At 66.4% G+C, this 14,720-nt stretch carries 12 protein-coding genes; 3 read left to right on the plus strand and 9 right to left on the minus strand.

Annotated features, from left to right (window positions below):
- Positions 1 to 149: 149 nt before the first annotated feature.
- The 5 genes from hypF to H6955_01350 all read right to left on the minus strand — a co-directional run bounded on the left by hypF (position 150) and on the right by H6955_01350 (position 6,960).
- Positions 150 to 2,486 carry a carbamoyltransferase HypF gene (hypF, locus tag H6955_01330; protein MCP5312166.1) on the minus strand — a complete coding sequence of 779 codons (2,337 nt, stop codon included), beginning with the start codon at positions 2,484 to 2,486 and terminating at the stop codon, positions 150 to 152.
- Positions 2,483 to 3,940 (minus strand): nickel-dependent hydrogenase large subunit, encoded by a 1,458-nt coding sequence (locus H6955_01335; protein MCP5312167.1) that lies wholly within the window; start codon positions 3,938 to 3,940, stop codon positions 2,483 to 2,485. The genes hypF and H6955_01335 overlap by 4 nt, the downstream gene beginning before the upstream one ends.
- Positions 3,937 to 4,947 (minus strand): HupU protein, encoded by a 1,011-nt coding sequence (locus H6955_01340; protein MCP5312168.1) that lies wholly within the window; start codon positions 4,945 to 4,947, stop codon positions 3,937 to 3,939. The genes H6955_01335 and H6955_01340 overlap by 4 nt, the downstream gene beginning before the upstream one ends.
- Positions 4,944 to 6,314 carry a PAS domain S-box protein gene (locus tag H6955_01345; GenBank protein MCP5312169.1) on the minus strand — a complete coding sequence of 457 codons (1,371 nt, stop codon included), beginning with the start codon at positions 6,312 to 6,314 and terminating at the stop codon, positions 4,944 to 4,946. Before H6955_01345 ends, H6955_01340 begins: the two co-directional genes overlap by 4 nt.
- 262 nt (positions 6,315 to 6,576) lie before the next feature.
- On the minus strand, positions 6,577 to 6,960 hold the full coding sequence (locus tag H6955_01350) for a hypothetical protein (protein MCP5312170.1): 384 nt from the start codon (positions 6,958 to 6,960) through the stop codon (positions 6,577 to 6,579).
- Positions 6,961 to 7,252: 292 nt separating this feature from the next.
- On the opposite strand from H6955_01350, the gene H6955_01355 reads away from it, so the two are divergent.
- Complete coding sequence (locus H6955_01355; GenBank protein MCP5312171.1) at positions 7,253 to 7,846, plus strand: YceI family protein; 594 nt, start codon at positions 7,253 to 7,255, stop codon at positions 7,844 to 7,846.
- A gap of 39 nt (positions 7,847 to 7,885) precedes the next feature.
- On the opposite strand, the gene H6955_01360 is transcribed toward H6955_01355, so the two are convergent.
- The 3 genes from H6955_01360 to H6955_01370 all read right to left on the minus strand — a co-directional run bounded on the left by H6955_01360 (position 7,886) and on the right by H6955_01370 (position 10,402).
- Positions 7,886 to 8,263, minus strand: coding sequence for a PilZ domain-containing protein (locus H6955_01360; protein ID MCP5312172.1), 378 nt, complete (start codon positions 8,261 to 8,263; stop codon positions 7,886 to 7,888).
- Positions 8,264 to 8,376: 113 nt separating this feature from the next.
- Positions 8,377 to 9,189, minus strand: a complete 813-nt coding sequence (locus H6955_01365; GenBank protein MCP5312173.1) for a class II glutamine amidotransferase — start codon at positions 9,187 to 9,189, stop codon at positions 8,377 to 8,379.
- A 235-nt stretch (positions 9,190 to 9,424) separates the two neighbouring features.
- A complete protein-coding gene (locus tag H6955_01370; protein MCP5312174.1) occupies positions 9,425 to 10,402 on the minus strand; it encodes a M48 family metalloprotease in 978 nt (325 codons plus the stop codon).
- Between the two features lie 134 nt (positions 10,403 to 10,536).
- Here H6955_01370 and H6955_01375 point away from each other — a divergent pair, with 134 nt between their 5' ends.
- The gene (locus H6955_01375; GenBank protein ID MCP5312175.1) at positions 10,537 to 11,367 is read left to right on the plus strand and encodes a Mut7-C ubiquitin/RNAse domain-containing protein; all 831 of its coding nucleotides are present in this window, start codon (positions 10,537 to 10,539) and stop codon (positions 11,365 to 11,367) included.
- A 23-nt stretch (positions 11,368 to 11,390) separates the two neighbouring features.
- Here H6955_01375 and H6955_01380 read toward each other — a convergent pair whose 3' ends face one another.
- The gene (locus tag H6955_01380; protein MCP5312176.1) at positions 11,391 to 11,951 is read right to left on the minus strand and encodes a hypothetical protein; all 561 of its coding nucleotides are present in this window, start codon (positions 11,949 to 11,951) and stop codon (positions 11,391 to 11,393) included.
- A 383-nt stretch (positions 11,952 to 12,334) separates the two neighbouring features.
- Between H6955_01380 and nosZ the strand changes: the two genes are divergently transcribed.
- Positions 12,335 to 14,641: a Sec-dependent nitrous-oxide reductase gene (gene nosZ, locus H6955_01385; protein ID MCP5312177.1), complete on the plus strand. Its 2,307-nt coding sequence runs from the start codon at positions 12,335 to 12,337 to the stop codon at positions 14,639 to 14,641.
- Positions 14,642 to 14,720: the final 79 nt, after the last annotated feature.

The following is a 14,720-nucleotide window of genomic DNA, read 5'->3' on the forward strand; positions in this document are numbered from 1 at the left end:
CAAATGGAATGACCAACCCCGAAACGCTGAGCAATGCCTGTGCCATACCGCGGCAATCCCTTTCAGGACCGGTACTTGGCGCGTAAGCGGCGGCCTCCGTGCCGGCCAGACTGGACATTGACGTTGCGATATCGCATAGGGCTGGAAAGTTAGTTTGCATTCGGCCGCGCCGCAAGCCCCTGCGCCGCGGCGATCACCGCCTGTCCGAGGGCGAGGCCGCCGTCGTTGGCCGGGACCTGCCGGTGGGCCAGCACCGTGAGCCGGTGACCATGCAGGCGTTCGACCAGGCCCTCGAACAGGGTCCGGTTCTGCATCACCCCGCCGGACAGCGCGACACGGTCCGTGCCCTGGGTCGTCGCGAGGCGGGCGGCCAGGCCCGCGACCGCATCGGCGAGACCGGCCTGGAAGCGTCCGGCGATGCGGGCGCGCGCGACACCCGCGTCCAGGTCGTCGAGGAGCGCCCGCCACATCGGGGCCGGGTCCAGCAGTAGCGGTTCGGCGTCGCCGGCCTCGACCAGCGCGAACAGGTATCCGGCCTCGCCGGCGACCGCCAGCGCCTCGAGTTCGATCGCCGCCTGCCCCTCGTAGCCGACCCCGGCGCGTGATACGTCCAGGGCACCGGCGACCGCGTCGAACAGCCGGCCACAGGAACTGCTCGCCGGCGCGTTCAGGCGCCGCGCGAGCATCGTCGCCAGCACCTCCAGTGGCTGGCCGTGCAGCCACGCGGCGAGTTCGCTGTCGGCGTAGCGGTCGAGAAAGCGCTCCCAGCCGACGTGCACCGCCAGGTGGGCGTAGGTGTTGCGCCAGGGCTCCAGCATCGCCTTGGCACCCCCTGGCAGCGGGGCCGGCTTGAGGTGTGCCAGGCGCCGGTAGCCACGGTAGTCGGCGAGCAGGAACTCACCGCCCCACAGGCTGCCGTCGTCGCCGAACCCCAGGCCGTCCAGCGCGACACCGATCACCGGCCCGCTATCCAGCGGCTGCCCGTTGTCGGCCAGCACGCTCGCGATATGCGCGAAGTGATGCTGTACACCGACCAGCTCGAGGCCCTCGTGGCGTGCCAGCGCCTGGCCGAAGCGGGTCGAGCGATAGTCCGGGTGCAGGTCGACCGCGACCCGCTGCGGCCGGTGTTCGAACAGTGCGCGGTACAGCGTGACCGCGTGCTCGAACGCGTCCGCGGTGCGCCCGTCCTCGAGGTCGCCGAGGTGCTGCGACAGCGTCGCCTGACCGTGCTGCAGCAGGCAGATCGTGTTCTTCAACTCGCCACCGAGGGCGAGTACCGGCGGCGCACGCTCGAATCCCGGCGGCAGCACGATCGGCGTCGGGGCGTAGCCGCGCGCACGCCGCAACAGCCGCGGCCGACCGGCCATCACGCGGACCACCGAGTCGTCGACGCGGTTGACGATCTCGCGATCGTGCAGCAGGTACAGGTCGGCGAGATCGCGCAGGCGCTGCGCCGCGTCAGCATTACTGATGCATTGCGGCTCCTCGCTGACGTTGCCGCTGGTCATCACCAGCGGGCGGTCCCAGTCGGCGAGCAGCAGCAGGTGCAGCGGGCTGTACGGCAGCATGAAGCCGAGCGTCGTCTGTCCCGGCGCGACATCGGCCGCGACCGCCTGCGGTCCGTCGGCCTCGAGCAGCACCACCGGTGCCGCCGGCGACGCCAGCAGGGCCGCCTGCTGATCGTCGACCGCGGCGTAACGGCGGATCACCGCGAGATCGCGCGCCATCAGTGCGAACGGCTTGCGGTGGCGGCGTTTGCGCCGGCGCAGCTCGGCCACCGCGGCGTCGCTGCCGGCGTCGCACGCCAGGTGAAAGCCGCCGATCCCCTTCAGCGCGACGATCCGCCCGGCACGCAGCAGGCGGCTGGCGGTCGCCAATGCGTCCTCGCCCGCCTCCACCACGGGGTCGCCCGCGGCATCCTCCAACCAGACGCGTGGACCGCACACCGGGCAGGCGTTCGGTTGTGCATGGAAACGGCGATCGGCCGGGTCGTCGTACTCCGCCTGGCAGGCCGGGCACATCGTGAATGCCGCCATGCTGGTATGCGCGCGGTCGTAGGGTATGCGCTGCACGATCGAGAGCCGCGGTCCGCAGTGGGTGCAGTTGATGAACGGGTAGCGGAAGCGTCGGTCACCCGGATCGAACAGCTCGCCGCGGCAGGCGGCGCAGGTCGCCGCATCGGCGACCACGCCGGTACGCACCGCACCCCGGTCACTGGCCGTGATATGGAACCCTTCGCCGAGCAGCGACGCGTCCACCGCCACCCGCTCCACGGTATCGATGCGCGCCAACGGCGGGCATTCGGAACGCAACCGGCTGCAGAAGCGTTCGATGTCCTGCGCAGCGCCGGCGACCCGGACCAGCACCCCGTCACCGTCGTTGCGCACGTCACCGTGCAGGCCGCAATCGCGGGCGATGCGCCAGACGGTCGGGCGAAAGCCGACCCCCTGGACCAGGCCGCGGACGCGAATCTCCTCGCCGTTCAATGGACGGTGCACACCATGCAGGGATCGAACGAGCGCACGATGTGCTCGGCCGCCAGCGGCGTGCGTTCGCCGGCGCGCAGCGGCGTCCCCTGCAGGGCCAGCTCCAGCGCCCCCGGTGTACCGTCGGCATCGCGCGGTGAGAAGTTCCAGGTGGTCGGCGCGACGATCTGGTAGTTGTGGATGCGGCCGCCGCGGATGGACAGCCAGTGACCGAGGCTGCCGCGCGCGGCCTCGACCAGGCCGACGCCCTCGGCCTCGTCGGGCAGCGCCGCGACGTTGCAGAAGGGTTCACCCGGTCGCAAAGCAGCGACCCATTCCTGCATCATCAGCACTACGCGGGCAATCTCGAGCAGACGCGCGACCACCCGGTTGCGCACGTTGCCGCCGGAGCCCGCGACCAGCGTGCGGGCAAGCGGATGCCCGTCGACGACCTGGCGCGCCAGTGCGCCGACCTCGACCACCTGTCCGTCCAGGCGCGGCGCCTTGCACCAGCTGTAGGCGCCCGCCTTGTCGGGTGCCGGCAGCGTGACACCGCGGCTCGGGTGACGGGCGTCGTCACCCTGCATCCACGAGGATGCGAGGTCCTCGCTGATCGCGGCCGTGTCCAGCGCCTGCGGTCCACCGTCCCAGACGCCGGCGGCGAACAGGCGCCGCCCCGCGCTCGGGTAGCTGCCGTAACTCATGAAGCGGTCGCCGGCACGGCCGAGCTGTTCCAGGTCAAGCGCATCGGCGACCGTCAGGAAGGCGCGCAGGTCGCTGCTGAACGGCGCCGCCGCGGCGGCCCAGGCACCAAGAGCATCGCCGCTGTCGAGCGCCACGACGGTCTCCAGCGAATCGCCGAACGTGACCTGCTCGAGGAAGCGTCGAAAGCCGCCGAGTTGCAGCGCCAGACGCTGGCGCTCCTGCGGCGCCACCGACCGCGTACTGCCGCCCGGCTGCAGGCCGAGGGTATGCGGCCACTTGCCGGCCAGCAGGCCCATCAGGTGCAGCAGGCCGGCACGTGCCGCCAGGACCTCGCGCGCGGCGGTACCGGTCAACGCGCGGAAACGCTGCGCGACCGGCGCGTACCACGGCTCCGCGGCATAGGCCTCGCGCGCGAAATCGGGCATGAAGAACAGGTAGAAGTGGCTGAAGTGGTCGGCGACGTTCTCGGCCGCCAGCACGAGGTTGGTCGCCAGCTCGCCGTTGCGCGGCATCGCCAGGCGCTGGGCATCGGCCAGCGCGTAGGCCGCGGCCATCGACTGCGACACCGAGCAGATCCCGCAGATCCGCGGCGCGATCACCAGTGTGTCGCGCGGGTCCTTGCCGACCAGGATCTGTTCGAACCCGCGGTACAGGGGCGAATTGACGTAGGCGGCCGCGACCCGACCGTCGGCGATGTGCAGGCTGACCTCGAGATCCCCCTCGACCCGGTTGAACGGGCCGACCAGCACGCGTCGCTCGCCGTCGCTCATCGGTACTTGGTGCTCTTTACCTTCGGTGCGATGCGCGCATGATCCGAGACGGCGTTGGTCTTCAGGCGCTCGGGCGTCGCCGCCTTCGACAGCGACGACAGCGCGACGAACCAGGCCTTGGGCATGTCGGTCGGCAGTCCGACCGGGATCCCGGCGACCGAGGGGGTCACGCTGAACGGGTGGCCAGGCTCCTCGAACTCCGGCGCCGTGCAGTTGATGCACGCGTAGCCGCCACGGATGCACGAACCCTCGCCGTTCCACAGCCGGATGTTGCAGTCGGCATGCGCCTGGGTGCCCAGGCAGCCCAGGTGTTCCATCAGGCAGCCGAGCTGCGACGGCGCCCGCGCGCTGGCCTTGTACTCGTAGTATTCGTTGCGCGGACAACCATGATGTACCAGCTGGTCGGCGTAGGCGCGCGGCCGCTGCAGCGCATCCAGGTCGGCCGCGGCGAGATCCCCGGCGGCGATCGCCAGCAGCGTCTCCAGCACCCAGTTCGGATGCGTCGGACAACCGGCCACGTTGATCACCGGCAGCCCGGCCGCCGAGCGGTAGGCGTCGTCCAGCAGGCCGCCCGGATGACTGCCGTCGAACTGCAGGCCGCAGGCATCGGTCGGATTCGGGCCGGCGGCCGTCACGCCACCGAAAGCGGCGCAGGAGCCGACCGCCAGCGTATAGCGGCTGCGGGCGGCGATCGCGCGCACCCAGTCGATCATCGGCCGTCCGGTCCCGGCGAGCACATGGAAGCGCCCGCTGCCGAAGGGTCCGCGCAGCAGTGCACCCTCGACGCACAGCACGTCCACGCCGATCTCGCCATCGACCACGGCCTGCAGCAGGTGGATCAGCTCGTCACCGCCGGTCTCGCTGAGCGAGGGATGCCACAGCAGGCGGATCCCGCCGAGTTCCAGGGTAGCGAGCAGGTCCGGCGACTCGGCACACAGCAGCGACATGCTGCAGCCGCCGCAACCGCCGGACTGCAACCACAACACGTCGAGCGTCGCCGCCGTCATCCCGCGTCTTCCAGCGGCAGCGACAGCGTGAACAGGGCGCCGCCATCGGGGTGGTTCTCGGCAACCAGTCCGCCACCGTGCTCGACGGCGATGCTGTAGCTGATCGACAGCCCGAGACCGGTGCCCTGCCCGACCGGCTTGGTGGTGAAGAACGGGTCGAACACCTTGAGCAGGTCTTCATCGGCAATGCCGTGACCGGTGTCGCGGACCTGCACCAGGACCTCGTCGTCGCTTGTCGCCACCCGTACCTCGATGCGTGGCGATGCGGCGTCGCGCAGCGCGTCGACCGCGTTCTGCACCAGGTTCATCAGGACCTGCTGCAACTGCCCGGGATGCCCGCTCACCATCAGCGACGGCGGCGCCTCGATGTCCAGTCGCAGGTCCTGGCGTGCGCCCTTGGTGACCCAGTGAACCGCGGTCCCGACCACGTGCACCAGGTCGAAGCGCGTCCGCTCCCCGCTCTGACCGGACGAGAAGCGACGCAGATCCTGCACCAGGTCGCGCACCCGTTCGGCTCCCTGCAGCGTGCCGTCCAGCAGGGGTCCGATATCGTCGAGGATCTTCGGCACGCGCAGTTCGTCGCGCAGCTGCCGCAGCTCGTCCGGCAGGTCCGCGGCATCCACCGCGGCCAGGTAACGCACCATGCGCTCGCGGTAGCGAGCCAGCGCATGCACATTGCCGTAGACGAAGCTGATCGGGTTGTTGAGTTCGTGGGCGACCCCGGCGACGAGGCGCCCCAGTGAAGCCATCTTCTCGGCCTTGATCAGCTGTTGTTGCGCCTGCTGCAGCTCCAGGTGCGCCACGTGCAGCGCCTCGTAGGCACGCCGCAGCTCGCCGACCGGCCTGCCGATCAGGACCATGCCCACGCGCCGCCCCCGCTGGTCGTAGCGACAGGTACAGTTCATCGCCAACGGGATCTTCTGGCCCTTGCCGCACAGCGTGACCTCGCACTCCCCGACGACGCCGGCGCGGATGCGCTCGACCATGTGCTCGGCGAGCGGCTGACAGTCGCTGCTGAACAGGGTCTGGAAAGGCCGCCCCTTGAGGGTCGCCTCGGCCTCGCCGGTCAACGCCTCCATCGCCTTGTTGACCTGCAGCACGTTGCCCTTGGCATCGCATACGATCAGCACGTCGGTCATCGACGACAGCACGCTGGCGATGAATTGCTGCGCGGCCTCCAGCGAGCTGTTCTTCTCTTCCAGCTCGACCTGGTAACGCACGAGGTCCGCATAGGTCTCGTCCATCTTGCGGATCACCTCGATCCACGCCGCGTCCTGCGAGGCGCGCAGCGCAGTGCCCGGATCGGACGATCCGTCCTGCGTCCGACTCGACGCTGTCGAGATCGGTGCGAGCCTGTCTTCGCTCATCCCGCTGCGCCCCGGGTGGCTGATACCGGTACAACTATAGGGGTGTTCGATTGATTATGCGCGAATCACATCGGCGAACGGGATTCTGCAGATCGAGTTGCAGAGCCGTCCGGCGTGCGCTCTGCAGATGATTGGACAGGAATCCGGACGCATCCGCACGCGCGGCATGGCACGCGTGGACGGGTAGACCGGGAGTCCGGGCCCGAAGACCCGGCGAACAACCGCGACGACGGCGGCCATCCGGGCCGCCGTCGCGCACGCATCAGGACGCGTCGACTGCCCCGGCCGAATCATTGCCGGCAATCGTGCTCCAGCCGCTGGTCGGGAAGCGCTCGTAGTAGGCGCGATAGGCGGTCGCTTCGGGGCTGCCGCGCTGCACCTCATACAGGCTGATGCGAGTCGGGCCGCTCGCGACGATGTCGCCGACGAACCGGTTCGGCGCGATGCCGTCGACGTCGGATGCAAGCATCAGCGCGCTCAGCGACGAGGCCGTACCGGATTCGACGACCGGCTCGAACCTCAGGTGCGCGGTATCGGCGCCGGGTACGTACTCGCTCGATCCGAACTGGCGCTGGAAATCGAACGGTTGGGCGATCGCACTGCCGGTGGCGATTGCGAGCAGACTGGCGATGAGGGTACGTTTCATGATCATTGTCTCCTGGGTTTCGTTTGCAACGGCAGATGTCCGTCTTGCCTCAGGAGACCCGGGGCAGCGGCATTTTTTTTCACACGCCTCAACGCCTGTCGACCCACTACCGGCGTTCATGCAGAACCCTGTGGCCACGAAAACGCGAACCGCGACGCAAAATCGGGCTTTGCAGGTATCGCGGTTGGGCGCGCCTGTTGATCGCTCCAGGCAGCACTCGCAGAATCGATCGGGTACCGATGAATGCAACAGGCCCCACCGGGGCCATGACACTGCGCGGAGGATGGCCAAGATGGTGAACAGGCAGATCGTTTTCGCCGGCGTCGCGGGCCTGGCCATGGTCGCGGTCACGGCGTCGGCCGCAGACTGGACACTGATGCCCGAAGAGTCACACGTGGTCTACACCACGACCAAGGTGTTCCCGGAGAACAAGTCGAGCGCTGCGGAGAACAACCGCTTCACCTCGCTGACCGGCAGCGTCAGCGACGCTGGCGAGGCCGAGGTGAGGATCGCATTGGCCAGCGTCGCGACCAATGTACCGATCCGCGACGAGCGCATGCGCACCATCGTGTTCGACACCGAAAAGTTTCCGGAGGCGACCGTGCAGGCGCAGGTGCCCCCGGTCGTCTTGTCCAAGGAAGGCACCCACCAGATCGATCTCAGCATGACGCTGGCGCTCAGGGACGCGACGAAACAGCTCACGGTACCGGTGGTCGTGTACAACGAGCGGGGCCGCGCCGTGGTCACTGCTTTACAGCCGGTGTTGATCTCGGCCGGTGATTTCGGCCTCGACACGGGGGTCGCGGAACTCACGAAGATTGCCGGCCTCGGGTACATCCCGGCGACCGTGCCGGTGTGGTTCCATCTGGTGTTCCGCCGTGACTGACGACGCCTGATGCGGTCGCGCGGCGTGCCCGAAGCGGGATCAGCCCCAGCGGGCCTTCTGCGCGACCTCGATCAGGCCGTCGATGACATCTTCGGATCCAGGATCCAGCTGCTCAAACCAGGTGCCGGCGACGTACTTCTCCTGCGACACGCGGCGTACCTCGCGCACCCGGCAACGCAGATCCAGTTCGCCGCGCCCGCCCGCGACGTCCGCCGGCAGGACCACCCGAAGATGGTCACCCGGACCGAGGATATGCCCGCCCTGGGCCAGCGCGACCACCGATTCGCGGGTCAACTCGAGGCCAATGCCGCCGACCGAGATGTCGGAGGACATCGCCTGGAACTGCTCGCCCCGGGCGCCACGGAGCCGAACGCTGTGCGCCCAGGGAAAACGCGGGTAGAGTCGGCGCTCCTGCATATCGCTTCCAATTGTAGACGCAACTTCGTCCAAGAGCTCAAAAAAGCTCTTCATCTATCAAATAAATAACAGATTTTGTCAGAATCACACCGGTATGCCGGTGACCGAGTCACTCACCCGACCTGACGCTCGGCTATGCGTCCGCGTTCGATCGCCAGGATTTCGCCATCCCCCAGCGGCCGCCAGTCCTCCTGCGTCAGCGGGACGCTGGCGACCAGGGTCAGTGCCTGGCGCACCGGATTCAGTACCACGCCCGACCGCGAGAGATCGGGCACACCTTCTTCGCAGCTGCGCTCCAGGACATGCATCCCCGGGCATACCGCCTCGCTACCGGGCGGCGTACGGCGGTGCGAGTGCACGAACAACGCCTCTCCGTCGCTGTACAGGAAGTTTGCGGTACCACAGCGACGCAGCTCGCGCGCGAAGTCGCTGACGATACCCAGTCGCTCGGCGAGGGACGGGACCTGCCCCTGGGCCGCGTCCCAGATCGGCGCCAGTCGCGTCATCAGATTGCAGAACGCCAGTTCCGAGTCCGTCTCGCCGAGCGCCAGGAAACGCGCCGGCGACCCGCCCTGCTCCGCACGAATCTCCGGCAGATCACCGTTGTGTGCGAATACATGCATCCTGCCGCCAAGCTCGCGTGCGAACGGCTGGGTGTTGGCCAGGCTCAGTTCGCCCACCGTGGCCAGGCGGATATGCGAGATCACCAGCTCGCTGGGTGGTCCGTGCCGCTCGATGTGCCTGACCAGGGCACTCTCGCTGGCGGCGCCGGGCTCGCGCAGCAACAACACATCGCGGCCACCGTAGAATGCGACCCCCCAGCCATCGCGATGAGGACCCTCGTCCCCGCCACGCCGGGCCAGTAGTTCGAGCGAGAAATCCACCGTCGTCGGACACCTGCTCGACATCGCAAACAGTTCACACATCGCAGCTCACCCACCCCCGCAGCCGGCCGTCGGCCATCAGTCTGAATAGCGTTCTCATCGTCCTCCCCTGGTGGGCCAAGCCGACAATTGTGTAACGCTCAGAGCCGATGTGCGAGTGCGAATCAAGGCGTGTTTCGCAGGCAATGGCCACTCCCCTGGCAAGGAACGCTGCGCGGAGTCGCGTTCGCACAGCGGCTACGGGAGGGCCGCGCCACACGATCAACGGCCTGACCCACTAGTGCCATAACCCGGAGACGTGCCAGCGCGGCGGCCGCGTGACCGGCTGGCCGAACCCATCCCGATGGCCCGCCCCGGCGTCCGACAATCTATCCGCCGGCCGCAGCGAGGGCCCTTGTTTCAGCGACATCAAGCGCCGGACGCGGTCGCCGGTCTGTGGATGGGTGCGCAGCAGTGATGGTTCGGGGACGCGTCGCCCGGGCATGAAGATCCTCTCCATCCAGCCACCCTGGATCTGTTCAATCTTGGCCAGTGCCGACGCCAGACCGTCCGGATCCCCGGTCAGGCGCACCGCATTCAGATCGGCGTCGTACTCGCGCGTACGCGACAACGCCAACTGTGCGAGCGCGCTCAGCGTCGGCGCGAAGATCAGCAGCCCGATCGCCAGCCAGTTGATCGAGACCGGGGCGAACAGCAGCAGCGGGAGGTTGATCAACAACAGAAGCTGCCCGATCAGCGACAACAGACTGGTGGTCCGACTGAACATGTCCGCCAGACCCATGACCCAGAGGTCGTTCGCTCGCACATGGCTGATCTCATGCGCCAACACGCCGATCAACTCCGGCAGCCGCAGCCGCCTGACCAGACCGTCGGTGACGGCGATCGCGGAACGCGTCGGCGTACCGACTGCGAACGCGTTGAGCATCCGGCTCGGCACATAGTAAAGCACCGGGCGCGATGGCAGGCCGGCCCGTTCGGCCAAGGCGCCGACCGCATTCCACAACGCCGGGGCTGCGCTGGCGTCGATGCGGCTCGCCCCGTACAGGCGCATCACCCACGCGGGAGAGGTCGTCGGATTGAGCAGCACCGCGACTACGCCGATTCCCAGCAGCGCCAGCAGCCCAGCCGTGCCCCACAACAACCAGCCGAGCAACGCCAAGAACCCGCCCATCGCCACCAACAGCAGCAGTGACTGTGCACGGTTCGCCCAGGCATGCTGCCGCCAGCGTTCGTTGTCGATGATGCCACCCCGCATCGCGCACCTTCCCCGACCCGCAGTACCTTTCCGTGACGGCTCTCCGACGATTCTGCCTGTCGTGAGGGCCCGGCTCAAACGCCTGCTTGGCATAATGGCAGTCAAACCCCTTCACCCGCCGGAGGCAGGGTCCGATGGCAGATACACGCAAGGAGCAGGGGCGACACCAGGCACAGGCGCCCGCCGCGCAAGCGACATTGCGCCTCTACGAGGAGTTGAACGATTACCTGCCGAGGGAGCTGCGCAAGCGCGATGTCGCGGTCAGGTTCTCGCCACCCGCGCCGGTCCGCCATCTGATCGAGACATTGGGCGTTCCGCATACCGAGGTCGAGCTGATCCTGATCAACGGCGACTCGGTCGGGCTGGAGACGAGTGTCGACGATGGCGACCGCATCGCGGTCTATCCGGTGTTCGAGTCTCTCGACGTCTCACCGTTGTTGCGTGTGCGTGAACGGCCTTTGCGATCGCCCCGTTTCATCGCCGACGCACAACTCGGTCGGCTTGCGCGCTACCTGCGCCTGCTGGGATTCGACACCCTGTATGAAAACGATCCCGGCGACGCGGCCCTGGTCCGTTTCGCGAGCGAACAACGGCGGATCATCCTGACGCGCGATCGGCGCCTGTTGATGCGCCGCGCAGTAACCCACGGCTGCCATATCCGCGACGACCGACCGCTGCGCCAACTGACTTACGTGGTCCGGCGCTGCGACCTCGCAGGACTCGCACGCCCGTTCACCCGCTGCATGGAGTGCAACGGGGATCTGGAGAGTGTTTCGAAGGAGGCGGTTGCCGATTACCTGCCCGAAGGCACGAGGACGCAGTATGACGCGTTTTGGCGCTGTCGCGATTGCCAACGCCTCTATTGGAAGGGCAGCCATTACGCGGCGCTTCAGCACCTGATAGACACAGCGCTCACCGAGCGCCGCGACTGTTCCGGCCGCGATCAGCGAGCTGGGGCGGAGTGATCCGCCCCGGCCGCTGATGAGAGCTAGGCCATCGCCGCCCGCTGGGTCTGGCGGAACTCCTCCAGGGCGGTCTGGAACCAGCCGGCGTGCTGGGCCTCCGAATCGATCACCCGCTGATAGACCGCCGCCGTCTCCGGCTGACCCTCGGCGAGTGCCTGGTCACGGAAGCCCGGGTAGATATCGCGATACTCGCGCTCCTCGACGCTGATCGCGACGCTCAGCGCCTTTTCGACGACGCCCTGCGGATTCATCTCGATCAAACGGTCACAGTTCGCCTGGATCGTCTCCAGCGCATCGATCGCCCGCTGTGTGTCCTCGCCGCGGCTCGGCACACCGATGTCGTCGTACAGTTCGCGCAACCAGACGGCATGCAGTTTCTCCTCACCCGCCACCTTACGGAACAAGCGCGCGAGATCGGGATGCCCGGCCTTCTCGGCCCAACGGGCGAACTCGGGATACATAATCTGGTTTTCGTATTCCTCGACATCGACGAACGATTCAGCAGTCTGGTGCGCGCGGCTTTCCTGCTTGGCGGCGGCGAAGCAGGCAAAGATCATGTCTTCGGTGATCTCAGGGACAGTCATGTTTCCTCCATCGGGGTTCTGTTTATTGGGCCGGCTGGCGCTGTAATGCTGCAACAGCCTCGCCGCCGGTGACAAGGCGTTTGACGCCCGCTCTCACAGAGTTCCAGGACAAGGCCCGCCAGCAGCTGATCGGGCAACCGGCGCGGGCATAATAACGGCACCGATGCGGCGGTGTGTCTAAATAAGGTTAAAGTCCCGCGCCGGTGCGTCGCCAAGACGAAGCACCCGTCGATATCACCTCGACGATCGGCCCAGGCGCTGCGCGCGACACATTTGCGCCCGTCCATTTTCATAAACTTGATCTTTATCAAGGCTCGTAACCGGCCAAAGTCGATGATGCGATCGACCAATCACCACCGACAAGAGGGGAGATACCGCCCACTATGAGAACCAAAAAGACAACCTTATCGCTGCTGCTTGGCCTTGCGCTCGGTGCTACCGGCACTGGCAGTGCGCTCGCCGACGGCCAGCTGGAAAAAGTGATGAAGGACCGCGGCCTGACCGAGAAGGATGTGCTCGCGGCGGCCAAAACCTATACACCGACCGGCGGACGTGACGAATACCTTGCGTTCAGCTCGGGGGGACAAAGCGGCCAGGTGATCGTCTACGGCATACCGTCGATGCGCATCCTGAAATATATCGGCGTGTTCACCCCGGAACCCTGGCAGGGTTACGGCTTCGACGACGAGTCGAAGGCGGTACTCGCCCAGGGCAAGGTGCGCGGTAAGGACATCCTGTACGGCGACACCCACCATCCGGCATTCTCCGAAACCGCCGGCGAGTACAACGGCAAGTATCTGTTCATCAACGACAAGGCCAACCCACGTGTCGCGGTCATCGACCTGCATGACTTCGAAACCAAGCAGATCGTGGTCAACCCCGTCTACAAATCACAGCACGGCGGTGCGTTCGTCACCGAAAACACCGAATATGTGATCACCGCTGCGCAATATGCCGCACCGTTCGAGAACGACTTCGTCCCGTTGGAGGAATTCAACGACAAGTACCGCGGTGGCGTGACCTACTGGAAATTCAACAACGAAACCGGCCGCATCGAGCCGGAGAATTCGTTCACCGTCGAGGCGCCGCCCTACAGCCAGGACCTTTCTGACGCCGGCAAGGGTCCGTCGCATGGCTGGTCGTTCACCAACTCATTCTGTTCGGAGCGCTACGTTGGTGGTATCGAGCGCGGTCGTCCGCCGTTCGAAGCCGGCTGTTCGGCCAAGGACACCGACTTCCTGCACGTGATCAACTGGAAGAAAGCGGAAGAGCTGTTCAAAGCGGGCAAGACCAAGAAGGTCAACGGCGGAAATGTGCTGCCGATGGACGTCGCCGCGAAAGAAGGCGTGTTGTTCCTGATCCCGGAGGTCAAGAGCCCGCACGGCGTCGATGTGTCGCCGGATGGCAAGTTCATGATCGTATCGGGCAAGCTCGACACCCATGCGACCGTGTACAGCTTCGACAAGATCCAGGCCGCGATCAAGGCCGGAAAATTCGAAGGCAAGGACCCCTACGGTATCCCGATCATCAGCCTGAAGGACTCGATCCACAAGCAGGTGGAGCTGGGCCTCGGTCCGCTGCACACGCAGTACGACAGCAAGGAGTGCGTGGTCTACACCTCGCTGTACGTCGACTCGATGGTTGCGAAATGGGACTACTGCCAGGGCAAGGTACTCGACAAGGTATCGATCCACTACAACATCGGCCACCTGGTCTCGATGGAGGGTGACTCGGTATCGCCGGATGGCAAGTACCTGGTTGCGCTCAACAAGCTGGCTATCGACCGCTTCAACCCGGTCGGGCCCCTGCATCCGCAGAACCACCAGCTGATCGACATCAGCGGCGACAAGATGGAGCTGCTGTACGACATGCCGCTGCCGCTCGGCGAACCGCACTACGTGGTCGCGATCAAGGCCGACAAGCTGAAGCCTGCCGTGCGCTACAAGTCCGGATGGGACAGCCGGTCCGACAAGGTCTCGGAGTTCAAGACCCGCGCCGGCCGCGAGAAGACGGAACGCACATGCGATGCCGGCGGAAACTGCACCACCGAGGTCTGGGGTACGGTCATTCGCTCGCATATCACGCCTGAGATCATCGAGGCCCAGGTCGGAGACACCGTCAAGATCCACCTGACCAACCTGGAGCGTGCCGAGGACGAGGTGCACGGCTTCGCGATGTACGGCCAGAACGTCCAGCTCTCGATCGAGCCGGGCAAGACGGCCTCGGCGACATTCGTCGCCGATCAGGAAGGTGTCTTCCCCTACTACTGCACCGAGTTCTGCTCGGCGCTGCACCTGGAGATGCAGGGCTACCTGCTGGTCCAGCCGAAGGGTTATCAAGCCACCGCCGTCTCGATGAAAGAGGGCGAGTCCTATACCCAGGCTGACTACGACAAGCAGGTGAAGACCAACGTCGAGACCCAGGGGGTCATCGACCAGGTGGTCGCCTACATCACCAGCCACAACTACCAGGACTTCCCGACCGTCGTCGGCCTGGTGGAAGACGCGACCGACCAGCTCGGCTTCGCCAAGGGTGCCAAGGAGAAATCCGAGGCCGCTGCGGGCAAGCAGGACTGGCAGAACGCGATGCTGTGGGCCAACCAGTGGTGGCAGTATCAGGTCAAGGCAGCCGACCTCGGTCTGCGCGCCAAGACCTTCCTGGAACAGAACGGGGCGAAGAAGGTCAAGTGACCTGACAGCAACCCGAAACAAAGGACTGACCGGGGGGCGCGAGCCCCCCGGCTTTGTTATCAACCACCCAAAGCCACAA

Source organism: Chromatiaceae bacterium, assembly GCA_024235395.1.
GTDB lineage: Bacteria > Pseudomonadota > Gammaproteobacteria > Chromatiales > Chromatiaceae > Thiosocius.